This window comes from Caballeronia sp. LZ032, assembly GCF_031451315.1.
In the GTDB taxonomy this organism is placed as follows: Bacteria; Pseudomonadota; Gammaproteobacteria; order Burkholderiales; family Burkholderiaceae; genus Caballeronia.
This window is the reverse complement of the sequence record NZ_JARUXP010000004.1, coordinates 919,434-937,486: the sequence shown is the minus strand read 5'-3', so window position 1 is coordinate 937,486 and position 18,053 is coordinate 919,434. Positions and strand designations below refer to the sequence as shown.

The following is an 18,053-nucleotide window of genomic DNA, read 5'->3' as shown; positions in this document are numbered from 1 at the left end:
CGCGCGGCAAACCGTGCGGGTAAACGCAAATTCAATAATATAAAACCAGTTCTACAATAATGAATCGTCGAGAACACGCTCGACAGTGCGAAGAGGCCTCAGGTCCGCCGATGGAGACGATCTCAATGCCCACGAATTACGGCACTTTGCGTTTTGAATACCAGCGCGCACCCGATCACGATGCGCCAGCGCCCATGCCCTATCCGGTGGTCGTGGTGGGTGCCGGTCCGGTCGGTCTGGCAACGGCGGTCGATCTCGCCCAGCAGGGCGTGCGTACCGTATTGATTGATAACGACGACACCGTCTCGACAGGCTCGCGCGCCATCTGCTTCGCGAAGCGCACGCTGGAAATCTTCGACCGCCTGGGCTGTGGCGACCGGATGATGGAGAAGGGCGTGAGCTGGAATGTCGGCAAGGTGTTCCTGCACGAAGAGCTGGTCTACACCTTCAACCTGTTGCCCGAAACCGGTCATGCGCGCCCGGCCTTCATCAACCTGCAGCAGTACTACGTCGAAGGCTTTCTCGCCGAGCGCGCAAAGCAACTGGACAAGCTGGAGTTGCGCTGGAAGAGCAGCGTGTCCAGCGTGACGCAGCAAGACGACCATGTCGAGTTGCACATCGACACGCCGGATGGCGCCTACCTTCTTAAGGCTCAATACGTGGTCGCGGCGGACGGTTCGCGCAGCGCAATGCGTCATGCACTGAACCTCGACAGCCAGGGCCGCACCTTCAAGGATCGCTTCCTGATCGCCGATGTGAAGATGAAAGCGCCGTTCCCCACCGAGCGCTGGTTCTGGTTCGATCCGCCGTTTCATCGCAACCAGTCGGTGCTGCTGCACCGTCAGCCGGACGACATCTGGCGCATCGATTTCCAGCTGGGCTGGGATGCCGATCCGGTGGCGGAGAAAGCGCCGGTGCGCGTGATTCCCAGAGTGCGGGCGCTGCTTGGCGAAGACGCCGAGTTCGAGCTCGAGTGGGTCAGCGTCTACACATTTTCCTGCCTGAGGATGGAGCATTTCAGGCATGGCCGCGTGATCTTCGCGGGCGATGCGGCGCATGGCGTGTCGCCGTTCGGTGCACGCGGCGCGAACAGCGGCGTGCAGGACGCGGACAATCTTGCGTGGAAGCTCGCGCTCGTCCTGAAGGGCGATGCACCGCACAGCTTGCTCGACACCTACGCATCCGAGCGCGAGTACGCCGCCGACGAGAACATCCTCAACTCGACCCGCGCCACCGACTTCATCACGCCCAAGAGCGCGGTCTCGCGGCTGTTCCGTGACGCGACGCTCGAACTGGCGAAGGACTGTCCGTTCGCGCGCCGCCTGGCGAACAGCGGGCGGCTGTCCGTGCCTGCCGTGCTGCGTGATTCGCCGCTGAACACGCCCGATGACGCCGACGATGCTTTCGACACCGCCATGGTGCCCGGCGCACCGTGCGCGGATGCGCCCGTACAGGTGGATGGCCAGACGGCATGGCTGCTTGCGCAGACCCACGGCGGCGCGTTTGCTGGCCTTTACTTCTGCGGCCTTAATCATGGCCCTGATGCTTGCTTGCAGAGCCTCGCGGCGCTTCAGGACGGAAAGCTGCCGGTGCGCCTGCTGCTCGTGGTGCCGCGGGGCATGGCGTGCAGCGTCGAAGGCGTGACAGTGGTGGAAGATGTCGAGGGCATGGTTGCACATCGTTTCGATGCACAACCGGGCACCTTCTATCTGCTGCGTCCCGACCAGCACGTATGTGCACGCTGGCGTCGCTTCGATGCCGCCCGGGTCACGGCCGCGCTCGACCGCGCAACCTGCAACGGATGACGACGCGCATGAAGCTCAATCTCGAACTGAATATCGCGGACCACGATGCGTTCTACGAGCGCCTCATCGAAACACACGACGGGCTCTCGGACGAAGCAAGCCAGATGCTCAACGCACGGCTCATCCTGCTGCTGGCGAATCACATCGGCGATGGCGAAGTCCTGAAGGAAGCGCTCGCAATGGCGCGTCGCGGCATGGCAGGGCGCTAGCGCGCAAGGGGCCGGCCGATGGTCTCGCAGATGAATGCGCCAATGCTCGCGATGTCATTCAGATCGAGCATCCGCAGTGTTGAATCGATGGCCTCGGGTGCATCAGTGGCGATGGCCAGGATGTCCACTTCGGTCTTGTAGAGCGGTTCGCGGCCCGCGGAAGGCCGCACCACTTCAAGCCGTGGAATGGGCTCGCGCGCGAATCCTTCGACGATCACCAGGTCCGCATCCGAAAGCCGCATGGCGAGTTCGGCGAGCGGGGGTTCATCCGCGTCATGCAGTTCCCGCACGATGGCATAGCGAAACGGCGAGGCGATCAGCACTTCGCCCGCGCCCGCGCGTCGAAAGCGCGCGCTGTCCTTGCCGGGCGGCTCAAGTTCGATTGAATGATGACTGTGCTTGATGACGTTGACCACGAGACCTTGCGCGCGCATCCACGGCAACAGCCCTTCGATCAGCGTGGTCTTGCCCTGGCCCGAGCGGCCCGCGATGCCGAAGAGCGGCGGATGACGCGTAATCATGCGAAGTGTCTGGCTGGTGAGCATCATCGGAGTGTAACGGCTCGATGGCGGGCCGGGTGATTTCGCGCTATCGTCGGGCATCGCCTTTGCGGCACGTTCAGCCGACGCGCGTGACACCTGCCTCGCCCACGCGCGAATCGCCCAGCGCACACAGGATCCGACATGGCCGAAGACAATCCCAGCACCGCTCTCGCACCGCAGCAGTTTTCCATCGACGTGATGCTCGAGAAGTACGCAAAAGGCGACGAGACGCACGTGGACGATATTCACCGGCGCGTCGCGCGAGGCGTCGCGCTCGCCGAGCCGAAGGAGCTGCGCGCGAAGATCGAGGCAGAGTTCGTCGACAATTTCAAACGCGGCGCGCTCGGCGCAGGACGCATCATGAGCGCGGCCGGCGCGGGCATTGAAGCGACGCTGATCAATTGTTTCGTGCAGCCGGTGGGCGACGCGATCCAGGGCGTCGACAGCAATGGTCTGCCGGGCATCTATGTCGCCTTGTTGCAGGCCGCCGAGACGATGCGGCGCGGCGGCGGCGTCGGCTATAACTTCTCGGCCATTCGTCCGCGCGGGGCGCGCGTGCATTCCACTGGCTCGGCGGCGTCGGGACCGTGCAGCTATATCGATGTGTTCGACGCTTCGTGTCGCACCGTCGAAAGCGCGGGCGCGCGACGCGGTGCGCAGATGGGCATTCTCGACTGCTCGCATCCCGACCTGCTCGAATTCATCGCGGCCAAGCACACGAAAGGGCGCTGGAACAATTTCAACGTGTCGGTCGCGGTGACGGACGAATTCATGCAGGCCGTCGCCGACGACGCTGCATGGCAACTCGTGCACAAGGCCGAGCCATCGCCGGCGCAACGCACGGCGGAAGACATGCGGCAGCGTGATGACGGCCTGTGGGTGTATCGCGAGGTGCGCGCCCGCGACGTGTGGAACACGATCATGCGTTCCACCTACGATGTCGCGGAACCCGGCGTCGTGTTCATGTCGCGCATGAACGATGACAACAACCTGCGCGCCATCGAAGCGATCCGCGCGACCAATCCCTGCGGCGAACAGCCCTTGCCCGCCTACGGCTGCTGCAATCTCGGCCCGCTCAATCTCACGCGCTTCGTGCGCGACCCGTTCGCACAGATGCGCGGCGCCACGCCCGCCTTCGATTGGGACGGACTTGCGCGCACAACCCGTACGCAAGTGCGTTTTCTCGACGACGTACTCGACGTAACGCTGTGGCCGCTCGACGAACAGGCGCGCGAAGCGGAGGCCAAACGGCGCATCGGCGTGGGCTTCACGGGCCTCGGCGACACGCTTGTCATGCTCGGCTTGCGCTACGACAGACAGGAAGGGCGCGACTTCGCGGAACGTGTTGCACGCACCATGCGCGACGAGGCGTATCGCGCTTCCGTGGAGCTTGCGCGCGAGCGGGGCGCGTTCCCGCTCTTCGACGCAAAGCGCTATCTGGAAGAGGGGACGTTTGCTTCGCGCCTGCCTGACGACATCAAGCGCGCGATTCGCGAGCACGGCATTCGCAACAGTCATCTGCTGTCGATCGCGCCGACCGGCACCGTTAGCCTCGCTTTTGCTGATAATGCGTCGAACGGCATCGAGCCCGCATTCTCGTGGACCTATCAGCGCACCAAGCGCATGGCCGATGGCTCACGGCAGAGCTTTGCCGTCGAGGATCATGCCTATCGGCTGTATCGCGAGATGGGCGGCGACGTGAACGCCTTGCCGGACTACTTCGTGAGCGCGCTTGAAATGTCGGCGCAGGAGCACATGGAAATGATGGCAGCGGTGCAGCCGTTCGTGGACACGTCGATTTCGAAGACCGTCAACGTGCCCGCCGACTATCCCTTCGACAAGTTCCAGGACCTCTACTTCGAGGCATGGCGGCGCGGCCTGAAAGGGCTGGCGACATATCGGCCGAACGAGACGCTCGGCGCCGTGCTCTCGGTGACGCCGGCGGAGACCCCCAGCGATTCACCCGACCCCGAACTCGATCTCGACCCGTTGCGTATCGCAATCGATCATCGGCCCAAGGGCGCGTTGCCCGCGATCATCGAGAAGGTTGAGTATCTGACGCAGGCCGGCAAGAAGTCGCTCTATCTCGCGGTGTCGTTCATCGAGGTGACGGGGCGCGTCGGCGGCGAGGACGTGACCATCGAGCGTCCTATCGAATTCTTCATTCCAACCGGGCAGCGCGACGAGTCGCAGCAGTGGATCACTGCGACCATGCGTTCGCTGTCACTGGCCGCGCGCGGCGGCTTCGCGGCGCGCACCTTGCAGGACATGCGCAAGGTGTCGTGGGATCGCGGCCAGGTGCGTCTGGGCGACGTCGAACGGCTCGACGGTCATCGCAGTCCGCGCTGGCATGACTCGGAAGTGGCGGCGCTAGCGTATGCGATCCAGCAGATCCTTCATCGTCGCGGATTTCTCGACGCAGAAGGCGAGCAGGTACCGTCGCGCGTGCTTGCGCGCAAACGTCCCGATGACGCGCCGCATGCGGTAGCCATTCCCGATGAGCGCGAAGAAGTAACCGAGGCTGTCGCGCCAGGCGAGATCGATCCTCATGGTCTTCCCCAGATGCACGGCCGCAAATGCCCGACGTGCGGTGCCAATGCGGTGATTCGCAAGGACGGTTGCGACTTCTGCACGTCGTGCGGTGAAATCGGCGCGTGCGGTTAAGAAGCGGTTGAAAGAAGCGTGGTGCGATCTTCGCGCCACGCCTGACGGAAGCTCAATGCGCGCACTCGGCGGATTCTTGCCGGCTTTCCTGCGAGACAACGGGCACGCGTGCTGTCTGCTGCACGAAAGGACGCCACACCGGCGTCACGGCCGAGAGCTCTTCGAGAGCCGAGAATTGATCGAGCGAAGTGTTTTCGAACATGATGACCTCGTGATTCCTTATGCCGGTGCGCTCAGCGCGCCGTCACGGCGTTATGTGCCGACGACCCGTTGGCGTACTCGACGATTTCGCGGTTATGCGCTTCGGCTTGAGCGTTCTGCGCGGCGATGGCATCGCCCAGCATGCTGCGGTCCGGATAGCTATTGCGATTCAAGGCGGGGAGGGAGCCGTTCGAATAAGCGGCGACGAGTTCGGCTCCCACTTGTGCGCGGGTCTTGGGCGTTTCGCTCGTGCTTTCCTGAACTTGCGTGGACATCTGGTAGGTGCCTGCGCGCCCGATGCCCTGGCCGCCTTCCGCGAATGCGGTCGTCGTGACGACTGCGGAGATGGCGGCCAGGGAGAACCCCGTGATGAGCTGTTTCATGCTTGCGACTCCTTCGTTCCGATGCAGCGTGCGGGCAATTGCGGATTGCAATCTGCGCCTGAGGCACGTTGCGTTCAGGACAATTTAGTCGGACAGCGGGGCGGGGATAAATGCCGGATCGGCGAAAAGATTTATCGAATCCGGTGAACAATCGCGCAGAGGCTTGCGAGGCGGGCTTGAGCGGAGTTGTCGCGCGGCGCCTATCGAAGCGATAGGCGCCGCGCCGGTCAGCAAATTGATTAGCTATGCAACCACATCTTCAGTACCCGCGACTTCCGGCGTGCCATGACGCACGACCTTCGGCGATGCGGTGCTCGTCGGCAGGCAGCGGTCTTCCGCATCCTTCTGGCCTTGCAGGAGCGGGCAGCGTTCGAACAACTCGGCCGCCCAGTCGACAAACACGCGCACCTTCGGCGACAGATGCCGGTTATGCGGATACACGGCTGAAATCGGCATGGGCAGCGGATTCCATTGCGGCAGCACTTCGATGAGTTCACCTGCGCGCAGATGCGGCAGCGCCATGAAGCGCGGCACCTGGATGATGCCGACGCCCTTCAGGCCGCAGCTGAGATACGCCTCGGCATCGTTCACCGCGATCATGCCGCGCATCTTCACTTCGACGGTCTTATCGTCGACGACGAAGTCCATGTCCATCACGCGGCCCGTGCGACTCGAAAAATAATTGACGGCGGTGTGGTCCTGCAGATCGTCGATGGTCTCAGGAATGCCGTGCCGTTCGAGATACTGCGGCGCGGCCACGGTCACGCCCTGGAACACGCCAATACGCCGCGCCACCAGACTCGAATCCTGCAGCGTACCCACGCGGATCACGCAATCGACGCCTTCCTGAATCAGATCGACCGGCTTGTCGCCGAAACCCATCATCAGCTCGATGTCCGGGTAGCGCGTGTGGAAATCGCATAACTGCGGCATCACGATGAGACGTCCTATCGCGCCCGGCATGTCCACGCGCAGCTTGCCATGCGGACCCTTGCCGTTGTTCGAGAAAGAACCTTCGGCTTCCTCGATGTCCGCGAGAATGCGCACGCAGCGCTCGTAGTACGCCGCGCCGTCGGGCGTGAGATTGAGCCTGCGCGTGGTGCGCTGGAGCAGGCGCACGTTGAGATGCGCTTCGAGGTTCTGGATGATCGTCGTGACCGAGGCGCGCGGCAGATTGAGCGTGTCCGCGGCGCGGGAAAAGCTGTTGGTGTCGACGACTCGAGTGAAGACCTGCATTGCTTGAAGCCGATCCATGTTCTCTCACCTTGAATGCTTGCGCCGCCGGGAATTAAGCGGACGCCAAAGAAAGACCGGTCGAATAATCGCGAGGGATAACCACGATTGTTCGGGGCGACCGAATTGTGTTGCCGGATTATAGGCATTTATCCAGAAAGGCGCGGCCCCCAGAATTCGCAGCATCGCAACTTATGCGCGCAGGCCTTGCAGCACGGGCCCCGCACCACGAATAACCATGGCAACACTGTTGGAACTGGAGTCGAGCCCCCGGCTGTGCATCGAGGATGTGCGCATCACGGGTCACACGCAGCCCATCACGGTGCGCAGCTATCGTCCTGCATCGGATGGGAAGGTCGTGCCCATCGTGCTCTATTTTCACGGCGGCGGTTTTATCGGCGGAACGCTCGAAGACGCGGACATCGCCGCCGCGACCATTGCGCGCGATACACCCGCATGGGTCGTGTCGGTCGGCTATTCGCTCGCACCCGCGTTCCCGTTTCCGGCCGCGCCCGAAGACGGCTATCGCGCGGCGCAATGGGCCGTGGCGCATGCACGCGGACAGCGTGCGGATCCGTTGCGCATCGGCATCGCGGGTCATGACGCGGGCGGCAATCTTGCCACGTGCGTGGCTGCCATCGCGCGTGATCGCGGCGATATCCGCATGTCCGCGCAGGCCCTGCTGGCGCCGCTGCTCGATCCGAGCCTGACGCGCATGGCCGACGAACGGAAGGTGCTGTGCCCCGATTTCGAAGCCTGCGATTGCGCGCAGTGGTATCGCGCCTATCTGCCGAACCCGTCGCAACGCCTGCATCCGTACGCGGCGCCGCTCGAATCGCGGCGCCTGGGCGGACTGCCGCCCGCGATGATCGCGAGCGCCGAGCACGATCTGCTGCATATCGAGGCGGAAAAATACGCCGGCGAACTGATCGCCGCAGGCGTGCCGACTGAAGTCACGCGTCATGGCAAGACCTCGCACCACGCATTGGCCGCGCACCCGGATGCGCTTGCCGATGTCGTCGCGTTCTTCAGAAAGCGGCTGGCGCGCACCAAATAAGCGCGGGAAGCCGGTTCGCAACGTTCGCAACATCAACGCAAGAATCGGCACGCCAGCGCAGCACCACACAACAACAATCTCAACGCAACCGGAGCCTCTCACCATGTTCTTCACTCGCAAACGCATCTACGCCACGCTGGGCGCGGCAGTCATCATTGCCGGCGCGGGCGGCTATACCGCTCTGCACGGCCACGGCGACGCGGCCATGAACGAAGCCAAGGCCGCCGCGCATAGCCCGACGGCCACCGAAGTGGACGTCGCCACCGTGATCGCCCGGACCATCACTGACTGGCAGAGCTATTCGGGCCGGCTGGAAGCGGTGGATCACGTCGATATCCGTCCGCTCGTGCCGGGCACCATCGTCGCCGTGCATTTCAAGGACGGTCAGCTCGTGAAGAAGGGTGATGCACTGTTCACCATCGATCCGCGCCCGTACGAAGCCGAAGTGGACCGCGCGCAGGCGCAGCTCGCGGCGGCCCAGGCGCGCAACGGCTACACGTCGACCGACGCCGCGCGCGCCGAACGGCTGCTCGCCGACAACGCCATCGCCAAGCGTGATTACGACGAGAAGCAGAACGCCGCCCGCGAGGCCGTCGCCAACCTGAAGGCCGCGCAGGCTGCGCTCGAAGCCGCGAAGATCAATCTCGCCTACACGCACATCACGGCGCCGGTGTCGGGCCGCGTGTCGCGCGCTGAGCTCACGGTGGGCAACATCGTGTCGACGGGTGCGAACGCGCCGCTGTTGACCACGCTGGTGTCGGTCTCGCCGATCTACGCTTCCTTCGACGTCGACGAGCAAACCTATCTGCGCTATCTCGGCCGCGATGCGGGTTCGAAGGTGCCGGTGTCGCTGGGTCTCGCGAACGAGGATGGGTATTCGCGTGATGGCGTCGTCGATTCGGTCGACAACCGCCTCGATACCACCTCCGGCACGATCCGCGTGCGCGCGCGCTTCAACAACCCGGACGGCTCGCTGGTGCCGGGGCTCTATGCGCGCGTCAAGGTGGGCGGCGGCACGCCGCATCCGGCGGTGCTCGTCGAGGACGAGGCTATCGGCACGGACCAGGACAAGAAGTACGTGATGGTCGTCGACAAGGACAACCGCGTGCAGTACCGCGAAGTCACGCTCGGTCAGACGCATGAAGGCTTGCGCGTCATCAGCAAGGGCTTGCAGCCGGGCGAGCGCATCGTCGTGAACGGCTTGCAGCGTGTGCGTCCGAACGACGTGATCAAGGCCAACAACGTCGCGATGAACAACGACAGCGATGCTCCGGTCGTGAAGACGGCATCCGCGCAGTAATGCGCGTCATCCGCAACAGACAGAACTCGTCATGAATATTTCCAAATTTTTCATCGACCGCCCGATCTTTGCGGGCGTGCTCTCGGTGATCGTGTTGCTGGCGGGCGTGATCGCCATGTTCAAGCTGCCGATCTCCGAGTATCCGGAAGTCGTGCCGCCTTCGGTCGTCGTGCATGCGCAGTATCCCGGCGCGAACCCGAAGGTGATTGCCGAGACCGTGGCTTCGCCGCTGGAAGAGCAGATCAACGGCGTCGAGGACATGCTGTACATGCAGTCGCAGGCGAACAGCGACGGCAACCTCACGACCACGGTCACGTTCAAGCTCGGCACCGATCCCGACAAGAACACGCAGCTGGTGCAGAACCGCGTGAACCAGGCGCTGCCGCGTCTGCCGCAGGACGTGCAGCGGCTCGGCGTGACGACCATCAAGTCCTCGCCGACGCTCACGATGGTGGTCCATCTGAACTCGCCCAACGGCCGTTACGACATGACGTATCTGCGCAACTACGCGCTGATCAACGTGAAGGACCGGCTGGAGCGCATCGCGGGTGTGGGTGAAGTGCAGCTGTGGGGCTCGGGCGATTACTCGATGCGCGTGTGGCTCGATCCGCAGAAGGTCGCGCAGCGCGGCCTCACGGCCACTGACGTCGCGAACGCGATCCGCGAGCAGAACGTGCAGGTCGCGGCCGGCGTGATCGGCGGCTCGCCCACGCTGCCGAACGTGCCGCTGCAACTGAACGTGAATGCGCGCGGCCGCTTGCAGAACGAAGCCGAGTTCCGCGATATCGTGCTGAAGACTTCGCCGGACGGCGCCGTCACGCATCTCGGCGATGTCGCGCGTGTCGAGTTGGCAGCATCGGAATACGGTCTGCGCTCGTTGCTCGACAACAAGTCGGCGGTGGCCATCGCGATCAACCAGCAACCGGGCGCGAACTCGCTGCAGATCTCCGACGAAGTCCGCAAGACCATGAAGGAACTCCAGGCCGACATGCCCGCAGGCCTCGAATACCAGATCGTCTATGACCCGACGCAGTTCGTGCGTTCCAGCATCGAAGCGGTGATCCATACGCTCGCTGAAGCCATCGCGCTGGTCGTGCTCGTGGTGATCGTGTTCCTGCAAACCTGGCGCGCATCGATCATTCCGCTGCTCGCGGTGCCGGTGTCGATCGTCGGGACCTTCTCGCTGCTGCTTGCGTTTGGCTTCTCGATCAACGCGTTGTCGCTGTTCGGGATGGTGCTGGCAATCGGTATCGTCGTCGACGATGCGATCGTGGTGGTCGAAAACGTCGAGCGGAACATCGAGGCGGGTCTGTCAGCACGAGAGGCCACCTATCAGGCGATGCGCGAGGTCAGCGGACCCATCATCGCGATTGCGCTGACGCTGGTGGCCGTGTTCGTGCCGCTCGCATTCATGTCCGGTCTCACGGGGCAGTTCTACAAGCAGTTCGCGATGACCATCGCCATCTCGACGGTGATCTCCGCGTTCAATTCGCTGACGCTCTCGCCTGCGCTCGCCGCGCTGCTGCTGAAGGGCCACGATGAACCGAAGGACTGGCTCACGCGCGCCATGGATCGCGTGTTCGGCGGCTTCTTCCGGGGCTTCAACAAGGTCTTCCATCGCGGTTCGGAAGCGTATGGCAAGGGTGTGAAGGGTGTGATCGGCCGCAAGTCGATCATGATGGTGGTGTATGCCGTGCTGCTCGCGGGCGCGGTGCTGATGGGCAAGGTCGTGCCGGGCGGTTTCGTGCCCGCGCAGGACAAGGAGTACCTCATCAGCTTCGCGCAACTGCCGAACGGCGCTTCGCTCGACCGCACTGAAGGCGTGATCCGCCAGATGTCGGCTATCGCGCTGAAGCAGCCGGGCGTGGAAAGCGCGGTGGAGTTCCCGGGTCTGTCGGTGAACGGCTTCACCAATTCGTCCAGCGCGGGCATCGTGTTCGTCACGCTGAAGCCTTTCAAGGACCGCGTGCATGACAAGGCGCTGTCGGCCAATGCCATCGCGGGTGCGCTGAACCAGAAGTACGCCGGCATCAAGGATTCGTTCATCGCCGTGTTCCCGCCGCCGCCGGTGCTGGGGCTGGGCACGCTGGGCGGCTTCAAGATGCAGCTGGAGGATCGCGGCGCGCTCGGCTATGCAGCGCTCGCCGATGCCACCCAGGCATTCATCAAGCGCGCTTCGCAGACGCCCGAACTCGGACCGACGTTCTCGAGCTATCAGATCAACGTGCCGCAACTGAATGTCGATCTGGACCGCGTGAAGGCGAAGCAGCTCGGCGTCTCGGTGACGGATGTGTTCGACACGATGCAGGTCTATCTCGGCTCGCTGTACGTGAACGACTTCAACCGCTTCGGCCGCGTGTATCAGGTGCGCGTGCAGGCGGATGCACCGTTCCGTGCGCATCCGGAAGATATCGGCTTGCTCAAGACGCGCAATGCGAATGGCGACATGGTGCCCTTGTCGTCGCTGGTGAAGGTGTCGCCGACCTACGGGCCGGAAATGGTCGTGCGCTACAACGGCTACACGGCGGCGGACATCAACGGCGGCCCGGCTCCGGGTTATTCGTCGGGACAGGCGCAGGCGGCGGCGGAACGCATTGCGGCGGAAGTGCTGCCGCGCGGGATCAAGTTCGAATGGACCGATCTCACGTATCAGCAGATCCTCGCGGGCAACGCAGCGCTGTGGGTGTTCCCGATCAGCGTGCTGCTGGTGTTCCTGGTGCTGGCCGCGCTGTATGAAAGCCTGACGCTGCCGCTCGCGGTGATCCTGATCGTGCCGATGAGCATTCTGTCCGCGCTGCTCGGCGTATGGCTCACGGATGGCGACAACAACATCTTCACGCAGATCGGCTTGATGGTGCTGGTGGGGCTGTCGGCGAAGAACGCGATCCTGATCGTGGAGTTCGCACGCGAACTGGAGATGCAGGGACGCTCCATCGTGCAGGCCGCGATCGAAGCGAGCCGGCTGCGTCTGCGCCCGATCCTGATGACGTCCATTGCGTTCATCATGGGTGTGGTGCCGCTCGTGCTGTCGTCGGGCGCGGGTTCTGAGATGCGTCACGCAATGGGTGTCGCGGTGTTCTTCGGCATGCTCGGCGTCACGTTGTTCGGTCTGATGCTGACGCCCGTGTTCTACGTGATCCTGCGCAAGCTGTCGCGCACCGAACACGTGACGGACAAGCATGGCTCGCATCCGCAGATGCGCGGTATCGGTGCTTCGCCTGAAGCGCAATGAGGTCGATGATGAACAAGTTGCATATGAAACGATGGTTGGGTGTGCCGGGCCTGATGGCGGCGCTGCTGGTGGTTGCGGGCTGCTCGCTCGCGCCCACTTACGAAAAGCCGGATGTCGGCGCGCCGTCCGCCTACAAGGAAACGCCGCAAAAGACGCTGGACGCATCGGAGGCGGGCACCTGGAAGACCGCGCAGCCCTCGGAAGAGATGCTGCGTGGCGAATGGTGGACGATCTTCGGCGACGCTTCGCTCAACGATCTGGAAAAGCAGGCGCAGGACGCGAACCAGAACCTGAAGGCGGCGGCCGCGCGCGTGAAGGAAGCGCGCGCGATCAACCAGACGGCGCGCGCGGGGCTGTTCCCGACGCTCGACGCGGGCTTCGGCCCGACTCGCGAGAAGTTCTCGCCGGCATCGCAGTTCCTGCCGGCGAATGCCAATGTGCCCGCGCAGACCTTGTGGCGTGCGCAGGCGAGCGCGTCGTATGAAGTGGATCTGTTCGGCCGCGTGTCGAACTCGGTGCAGGCGGCCAACGCGGACACTGCGCAGAGCGAGGCGCTGTTCCGCTCGGTGCAGCTGGCGCTGCAAGCGGACGTCGCGCAGAACTACTTCAACCTGCGCGAGCTGGACGCTGAAACCGACGTCTTCACGCGCACCGTGCAGTTGCGCGAACAGGCGCTGAAGCTGGTGCAACGACGCTTCACCGAAGGCGACATCAGCGAGCTGGACGTTGCTCGCGCGAAGTCGGAGCTGGCGACTGCCCGGTCCGACGCGATGACCGTGCAGCGTCTGCGCGCGGCCTCCGAGCACAGCCTCGCGGTGCTGCTCGGCAAGACGCCCGCGGAGTTCTCGATGGCCGCGAATCCGCTCAAGCCGGTCACGATTCGTGTCCCGCCAGGGCTGCCTTCGGCGCTGCTCGAACGCCGTCCCGACATCGCCGCAGCGGAACGCGCGATGGCCGCAGCCAATGCGCGCATCGGCGTGGCGAAGGCGGCTTTCTTCCCGTCGCTGACGCTGACGGGCTCGGGCGGCTTCGAGTCGGCGACGCTCGGCGATCTCTTCAACTGGTCGAGCCGCACGTTCCTGCTCGGGCCGTTCGCGGGCACGGCGCTGAACCTGCCGATCTTCGATGGCGGCCGCCGCAAGGGCAATCTCGCGAATGCGCGGGCAGTGTATGAAGAGGATGTCGCGAGCTATCGGCAGCAGGTGCTCGTGGCCTTCCGCGAAGTGGAGGACAACCTGTCCGATCTGCGCATTCTCGAAGACCAGACCGCGACGCAGGACGATGCGGTGAAGTACTCGGTACGCGCCGCGCAGCTGTCGCGCACCCAGTACACGGAAGGCGCGGTGAACTATCTCGATGTCATCGACGCCGAACGCACGGTGCTGCAAACGCAGCGGTCATCGGTGCAGTTGCAGGGCTTGCAGGCGGTATCGACGGTGAATCTGATACGCGCACTGGGCGGCGGCTGGGGCGATGCGAAGCCCACGCCGGTGCCTGACGCGAGTCTCGCGCAGAAGTAACGCAGAAGTAACGTGAACATGGCCCTGCCTCGCGCAGGGCCATTTGCATGAGGGCCGACGGCTCATGCGCATTCACGGCTGATTGTTCGCTTCACGGAACATATGTCTTCACCTGCGGAGCGTTTATCCGCGAGGCTCCAGTCCATAAAATACGAACATGGGATAAGGAGCCGAAGATGAAAGACTTGATAGCAAAACAACTGTATCAGCCGGCGGTGGTGCTGCCACTGCTGCTGTTGATGCGCCTGATGGTCACGCTCGACTTCAACCTCGCGCAGGTCATGTTCGTCGTGATGCTCAAGGGTTCGCAACAGGCGTATCAGTTCGCGCTGCGCCATGCATTCACGCGCCGGCGCGATGTCGAAAGAGTGAAGCACGTTCCTTGCAGCAACTGCTGCTGAACCGGTTCGCGCTTCGACAAACACACTCGATCAATAACTTGCTTCAATAAACCTCAGGAACGTACAGCTCATCCGGCACGGGTTGCCGGAGATAGTCAGGATTGAACACGCGGTCGGGTAGCTCGATCGGCGAATGCTCCACATCGTGATACGGCACCTGGTTCAGCAGATGGTGGATGCAGTTCAGACGCGCACGCTTCTTGTCCACTGCATGCACAACCCACCACGGCGCCTCCGGAATGTGCGTGCGCGCCAGCATGACTTCCTTCGCCGCCGTGTACGCTTCCCAGCGGCGACGGCTTTCAAGGTCCATCGGGCTCAGCTTCCACTGCTTGAGCGGATCCTCGATACGCGCCTGGAAGCGCACTTCCTGTTCGTCATCGGTGATCGAGAACCAGTACTTGACGATCTGGATGCCGCTGCGCACCAGCATCTTCTCGAACTCGGGCACCGAGCGGAAGAATTCCTCATACTCCTCATCGGTACAGAAGTTCATCACGCGCTCGACGCCCGCGCGGTTGTACCAGCTGCGGTCGAACAGCACGATCTCGCCGGCTGCCGGCAAGTGCGACACATAGCGCTGGAAGTACCACTGCGTGCGCTCGCGATTGTTCGGCGCGGGCAGGGCGGCGACGCGGCAGACCCGCGGATTGAGACGCTGCGTGATGCGCTTGATCGCGCCGCCCTTGCCGGCCGCATCGCGTCCTTCGAACAGCACGACCAGACGATGACCCGTATGCACGACCCAGTCCTGCAGCTTCACGAGCTCGCCTTGCAGACGGAACAGTTCGCGGAAATAGGTCTTGCGCAGCGCGCGCTCTTCATCCGAGAAGGTCGATTCACCGTCCAGAAAGCGGTCATCGATTTCCATCTCGAACTCTTCGTCGTAACTGTCGATGAGGTCCGCGTGGAAACGGCGCTGCTTGTCCGTCGTGTCGATGCTCATGGTTGGCTCCGTGATTGTGTGCTGGGCTGTCGTGGTGCATTGCGCCAGGCGGCGCGAGACGAAGACGCGGGTCCGCCGAGTATGACCGTCGCCAGTGGCAGGCATGTGACAACGGCGCTCCCGCCTGACTCGTCGAACAGGGAAATCATTGTGACAGGCGCGCGCCGCGCCGGTTAAGTGGCTTTATGACGCGGTCGCGCCGTCGTTGTGCGCGCCGTTAGAATAATTCCGCGCTTCAATGGCATGCCGATGGCATGTCCACTTTCTTCCAGCCAGACGAGAACACGATGACCCCAACGCCACGCGCCCTCCAGAGTTTCGACGACGTGCAGACCGCCCGTCTCGTGCCGTACAACCGTCTCGTGGACACGCTCGCCGCGACCATGCTCGACTACGCGGCGGGGCGCATCGTGAGTCCGGAGCGCATGGTCGTGCCGATCGAAGGCGGCGTGATGCTGTCGATGCCCGCGAGCGCCGCCGATCTCGCGATGCACAAGCTCGTCAACGTGTGCGCGGGCAACGGCGCGCTCGGCCTGCCGACGATTCACGGTCAGGTTACCGCCTACGATGCCGCCACCGGCGTGCCGCAATTCATGCTGGACGGCCCCACGGTGACCGGGCGGCGCACGGCTGCGGTTTCGATGCTGGCGATCCGCGCGCTGCACGGCGCCGCGCCGCGCGAGGTGCTGGTAATCGGCACGGGCAGGCAGTCGGCGTTTCACGTCGAGGCGCTGGCGGCCGTGTATCCGGAGGCACGCATTCTCGTGCAGGGTTCGCGGGCGGAGCGTGCGCGCGCGTTCTGCGACGCGCATGCGGCGCCCGGCCGCCACCTCGCGCCGCTCGAGGCGGCGGAGATCCCCGCATCGGTCGATGTGGTGATCGCCGCGACCACCAGCAAGACGCCGGTGTACACGGCGCCTCCGCGCGCCGGACGGTTGGTGATCGGCGTGGGCGCCTTCACCGCCGATGCCGCCGAGATCGCTGCTGAGATCGTGCATGGCAGCGCGCTTTACGTGGACGATCTGGCCGGCGCCCGCCACGAAGCCGGCGATTTCATCCTGGCAGGCGTCGAGTGGGGCGCGGTGCGGGCGCTTGCCGAGGCGCTGGCGGCTCCGGTTTCGGCGGACGCCGCCCCCCGGCCCGTCATGTTCAAGTCGGTTGGCTGCGCGGCCTGGGACCTGGCGGCATGCCGCGTCGCGCGGGTGATTTTGTCGGAGGAAAGCCCGGGCGGGGGCTGATTGAAGCTGCTTGGAACGGTCCTTGCTGTCAGTTGGCTTGATGACGAGGCGCGCAACGGCGTGTCCCTGCAATTCAGCCAGCGAACACACTCATGAAGAGTCGATACGACAGCAAGTGGCACCCCTGGATCCCCGCCCACGAGGACGGCCATGAAAGCGGCGGCGCGGCAAGCGCAAGCCGCCCGCCGCGCCCCACGCCCAATGCCGCGCCGCCCGCGGCCTACTTCATCTCGGTACTGGAACTGGCGACCGGCGAAAAGCTCGGCAACGATGAGCGTCTGCGCGCCGTGGCCATGCTCGAATCGCAGTTCGGCGCGGGCCGCCCGCGCACGCTGAAGGAGGCGGTGCGCATCTGCGCCGCGGCCATCGATTCGTCGACACTCCAGCGTATGGCGCGCGGCGCGAAGGCCTGACAGGAAGTTCTGACAAGCGCCTGTCGGCGAAGCGCGTTTTTTCATACGTGTGTAAAACGCGCGTGCTCCGGGCGCGAACGGACGGCTGAATGGACCGGTCGTTCGCCGGACCTCACTTGACCGTCTGGATCACTTCGAAGCCTTCGAACTCCGGATGTCCGAGGTAAAGCTGGCGCGTTTCCCCGCCCGCATTGCGGTGCGCGGCGCGGAACGCGTCGGAACGCGTCCAGTCGTCGAAGGACTCTCGGTTTGCCCAGATTGTGTGGCTCGAATAGAGCACATGGTCGTCCTTCGTGGGTCCCTTCAGCAGATGAAACTCCACGAAGCCCGGCACGTCCTTGAGATGGGTATCGCGGCTGGTCCAGAGGCGTTCGAAATCGGCTTCGGCGCCGGGTACGATCTTGAAGCGGTTCATGGCGATATACATGTCGATGCAGTTCCTTTGCGGCAAGCGCGGTCAGACAACAAAAAATACTAGTCGCGTCCAAGTTCGACGATGGCATTGAACCCGCCGAAAAACATCCGTTGCGCATCGAAGGGCGGCTCGCCGGTTTCCATCATGGCCTTGAGGCGCGGGTCTTCCATCACCTTCGCATTGACGCGGTCGCGTTCCTCGCGCGACGCATAGACGATATACGAGAACACCACGGTCTCGCCTTCCTTCATCTGCACGCTCTGCGGGAAGGAGGTGAGTTTGCCGGGCTTCACGTCATCAGCGACAGCTTCCACGAACTGCAGCGCGCCGTGCTCCATCCAGATCTTGCCGGCCGCTTCGGCCATGGCCCGGTAGGCTTCGATCTTGTCGGACGGCACGGGTACGACGAATCCATCCACGTAATGCGCCATGTGTATCTCCTGAGCGGTTTGATAGCGGGCTCGCGCAATCGCTGCGCTGCATGCTTGGAGCGT

Annotated in this window: 17 protein-coding genes; 10 read left to right on the top strand and 7 right to left on the bottom strand. The window is 63.8% G+C overall.

From position 1 onward, the window contains the following. The first annotated feature begins 125 nt into the window (after positions 1-125). Positions 126-1,805, top strand: coding sequence for an FAD-dependent oxidoreductase (locus QCE69_RS32110; protein ID WP_309934944.1), 1,680 nt, complete (start codon positions 126-128; stop codon positions 1,803-1,805). 8 nt (positions 1,806-1,813) lie between these two features. Next, a complete protein-coding gene (locus QCE69_RS32105; protein WP_309926585.1) occupies positions 1,814-2,014 on the top strand; it encodes a DUF2783 domain-containing protein in 201 nt (66 codons plus the stop codon). On the opposite strand, the gene mobB is transcribed toward QCE69_RS32105, so the two are convergent. Continuing rightward, positions 2,011-2,535, bottom strand: coding sequence for a molybdopterin-guanine dinucleotide biosynthesis protein B (gene mobB / locus QCE69_RS32100; RefSeq protein WP_309934942.1), 525 nt, complete (start codon positions 2,533-2,535; stop codon positions 2,011-2,013). The two genes, QCE69_RS32105 and mobB, sit on opposite strands and share 4 nt — an antisense overlap. Before the next feature lie 162 nt (positions 2,536-2,697). Here mobB and QCE69_RS32095 point away from each other — a divergent pair, with 162 nt between their 5' ends. Then, positions 2,698-5,220: an adenosylcobalamin-dependent ribonucleoside-diphosphate reductase gene (locus QCE69_RS32095; protein WP_309934940.1), complete on the top strand. Its 2,523-nt coding sequence runs from the start codon at positions 2,698-2,700 to the stop codon at positions 5,218-5,220. Positions 5,221-5,272: 52 nt separating this feature from the next. On the opposite strand, the gene QCE69_RS32090 is transcribed toward QCE69_RS32095, so the two are convergent. The 3 genes from QCE69_RS32090 to QCE69_RS32080 all read right to left on the bottom strand — a co-directional run bounded on the left by QCE69_RS32090 (position 5,273) and on the right by QCE69_RS32080 (position 7,058). Continuing rightward, the gene (locus QCE69_RS32090; protein WP_309926581.1) at positions 5,273-5,422 is read right to left on the bottom strand and encodes a hypothetical protein; all 150 of its coding nucleotides are present in this window, start codon (positions 5,420-5,422) and stop codon (positions 5,273-5,275) included. Positions 5,423-5,453: 31 nt separating this feature from the next. Further along, a complete protein-coding gene (locus QCE69_RS32085; protein WP_309934938.1) occupies positions 5,454-5,804 on the bottom strand; it encodes a DUF4148 domain-containing protein in 351 nt (116 codons plus the stop codon). A 243-nt stretch (positions 5,805-6,047) separates the two neighbouring features. After that, positions 6,048-7,058 carry a LysR family transcriptional regulator gene (locus QCE69_RS32080; protein ID WP_404986001.1) on the bottom strand — a complete coding sequence of 337 codons (1,011 nt, stop codon included), beginning with the start codon at positions 7,056-7,058 and terminating at the stop codon, positions 6,048-6,050. Between the two features lie 217 nt (positions 7,059-7,275). Between QCE69_RS32080 and QCE69_RS32075 the strand changes: the two genes are divergently transcribed. The 5 genes from QCE69_RS32075 (at position 7,276) to QCE69_RS32055 (ending at position 14,547) form a co-directional block, all read left to right on the top strand. After that, positions 7,276-8,094 (top strand): alpha/beta hydrolase, encoded by an 819-nt coding sequence (locus tag QCE69_RS32075; protein WP_309926576.1) that lies wholly within the window; start codon positions 7,276-7,278, stop codon positions 8,092-8,094. Between the two features lie 103 nt (positions 8,095-8,197). Further along, positions 8,198-9,394, top strand: coding sequence for an efflux RND transporter periplasmic adaptor subunit (locus QCE69_RS32070; RefSeq protein WP_309820483.1), 1,197 nt, complete (start codon positions 8,198-8,200; stop codon positions 9,392-9,394). A 31-nt stretch (positions 9,395-9,425) separates the two neighbouring features. After that, positions 9,426-12,626 (top strand): efflux RND transporter permease subunit, encoded by a 3,201-nt coding sequence (locus QCE69_RS32065; RefSeq protein ID WP_309926572.1) that lies wholly within the window; start codon positions 9,426-9,428, stop codon positions 12,624-12,626. Beyond that, positions 12,623-14,146, top strand: coding sequence for an efflux transporter outer membrane subunit (locus QCE69_RS32060; protein WP_409017947.1), 1,524 nt, complete (start codon positions 12,623-12,625; stop codon positions 14,144-14,146). The genes QCE69_RS32065 and QCE69_RS32060 overlap by 4 nt, the downstream gene beginning before the upstream one ends. A gap of 176 nt (positions 14,147-14,322) precedes the next feature. Continuing rightward, positions 14,323-14,547 (top strand): hypothetical protein, encoded by a 225-nt coding sequence (locus QCE69_RS32055; RefSeq protein ID WP_309926568.1) that lies wholly within the window; start codon positions 14,323-14,325, stop codon positions 14,545-14,547. 43 nt (positions 14,548-14,590) lie between these two features. Here the strand turns inward: QCE69_RS32055 and ppk2 are convergent, their stop codons facing one another. Beyond that, positions 14,591-15,493 (bottom strand): polyphosphate kinase 2, encoded by a 903-nt coding sequence (ppk2, locus tag QCE69_RS32050; RefSeq protein ID WP_309926565.1) that lies wholly within the window; start codon positions 15,491-15,493, stop codon positions 14,591-14,593. 287 nt (positions 15,494-15,780) lie between these two features. Between ppk2 and lhpI the strand changes: the two genes are divergently transcribed. Both lhpI and QCE69_RS32040 read left to right on the top strand, forming a co-directional pair. After that, complete coding sequence (lhpI, locus tag QCE69_RS32045) at positions 15,781-16,731, top strand: bifunctional Delta(1)-pyrroline-2-carboxylate/Delta(1)-piperideine-2-carboxylate reductase (RefSeq protein WP_309934936.1); 951 nt, start codon at positions 15,781-15,783, stop codon at positions 16,729-16,731. Between the two features lie 92 nt (positions 16,732-16,823). Continuing rightward, positions 16,824-17,144 carry a hypothetical protein gene (locus tag QCE69_RS32040; RefSeq protein ID WP_309926561.1) on the top strand — a complete coding sequence of 107 codons (321 nt, stop codon included), beginning with the start codon at positions 16,824-16,826 and terminating at the stop codon, positions 17,142-17,144. Positions 17,145-17,256: 112 nt separating this feature from the next. On the opposite strand, the gene QCE69_RS32035 is transcribed toward QCE69_RS32040, so the two are convergent. Both QCE69_RS32035 and QCE69_RS32030 read right to left on the bottom strand, forming a co-directional pair. Continuing rightward, entirely contained in the window at positions 17,257-17,571 is a 315-nt protein-coding gene (locus QCE69_RS32035) for an antibiotic biosynthesis monooxygenase (protein WP_309926559.1), read from the bottom strand. A gap of 47 nt (positions 17,572-17,618) precedes the next feature. Then, the gene (locus QCE69_RS32030) at positions 17,619-17,990 is read right to left on the bottom strand and encodes a DUF1428 domain-containing protein (RefSeq protein WP_309934935.1); all 372 of its coding nucleotides are present in this window, start codon (positions 17,988-17,990) and stop codon (positions 17,619-17,621) included. Between the last annotated feature and the right edge of the window lie 63 nt (positions 17,991-18,053).

Excerpts from the sequence above, each read along its gene's own strand:
- QCE69_RS32110 (WP_309934944.1), top strand. The coding sequence starts at position 126 with ATGCCCACGAATTACGGCACTTTGCGTTTTGAATACCAGCGCGCACCC.
- QCE69_RS32105 (WP_309926585.1), top strand. The coding sequence starts at position 1,814 with ATGAAGCTCAATCTCGAACTGAATATCGCGGACCACGATGCGTTCTAC.
- mobB (WP_309934942.1), bottom strand. The coding sequence starts at position 2,535 with ATGATTACGCGTCATCCGCCGCTCTTCGGCATCGCGGGCCGCTCGGGC.
- QCE69_RS32095 (WP_309934940.1), top strand. The coding sequence starts at position 2,698 with ATGGCCGAAGACAATCCCAGCACCGCTCTCGCACCGCAGCAGTTTTCC.
- QCE69_RS32090 (WP_309926581.1), bottom strand. The coding sequence starts at position 5,422 with ATGTTCGAAAACACTTCGCTCGATCAATTCTCGGCTCTCGAAGAGCTC.
- QCE69_RS32085 (WP_309934938.1), bottom strand. The coding sequence starts at position 5,804 with ATGAAACAGCTCATCACGGGGTTCTCCCTGGCCGCCATCTCCGCAGTC.
- QCE69_RS32080 (WP_404986001.1), bottom strand. The coding sequence starts at position 7,058 with ATGGATCGGCTTCAAGCAATGCAGGTCTTCACTCGAGTCGTCGACACC.
- QCE69_RS32075 (WP_309926576.1), top strand. The coding sequence starts at position 7,276 with ATGGCAACACTGTTGGAACTGGAGTCGAGCCCCCGGCTGTGCATCGAG.
- QCE69_RS32070 (WP_309820483.1), top strand. The coding sequence starts at position 8,198 with ATGTTCTTCACTCGCAAACGCATCTACGCCACGCTGGGCGCGGCAGTC.
- QCE69_RS32065 (WP_309926572.1), top strand. The coding sequence starts at position 9,426 with ATGAATATTTCCAAATTTTTCATCGACCGCCCGATCTTTGCGGGCGTG.
- QCE69_RS32060 (WP_409017947.1), top strand. The coding sequence starts at position 12,623 with ATGAGGTCGATGATGAACAAGTTGCATATGAAACGATGGTTGGGTGTG.
- QCE69_RS32055 (WP_309926568.1), top strand. The coding sequence starts at position 14,323 with ATGAAAGACTTGATAGCAAAACAACTGTATCAGCCGGCGGTGGTGCTG.
- ppk2 (WP_309926565.1), bottom strand. The coding sequence starts at position 15,493 with ATGAGCATCGACACGACGGACAAGCAGCGCCGTTTCCACGCGGACCTC.
- lhpI (WP_309934936.1), top strand. The coding sequence starts at position 15,781 with ATGACCCCAACGCCACGCGCCCTCCAGAGTTTCGACGACGTGCAGACC.
- QCE69_RS32040 (WP_309926561.1), top strand. The coding sequence starts at position 16,824 with ATGAAGAGTCGATACGACAGCAAGTGGCACCCCTGGATCCCCGCCCAC.
- QCE69_RS32035 (WP_309926559.1), bottom strand. The coding sequence starts at position 17,571 with ATGTATATCGCCATGAACCGCTTCAAGATCGTACCCGGCGCCGAAGCC.
- QCE69_RS32030 (WP_309934935.1), bottom strand. The coding sequence starts at position 17,990 with ATGGCGCATTACGTGGATGGATTCGTCGTACCCGTGCCGTCCGACAAG.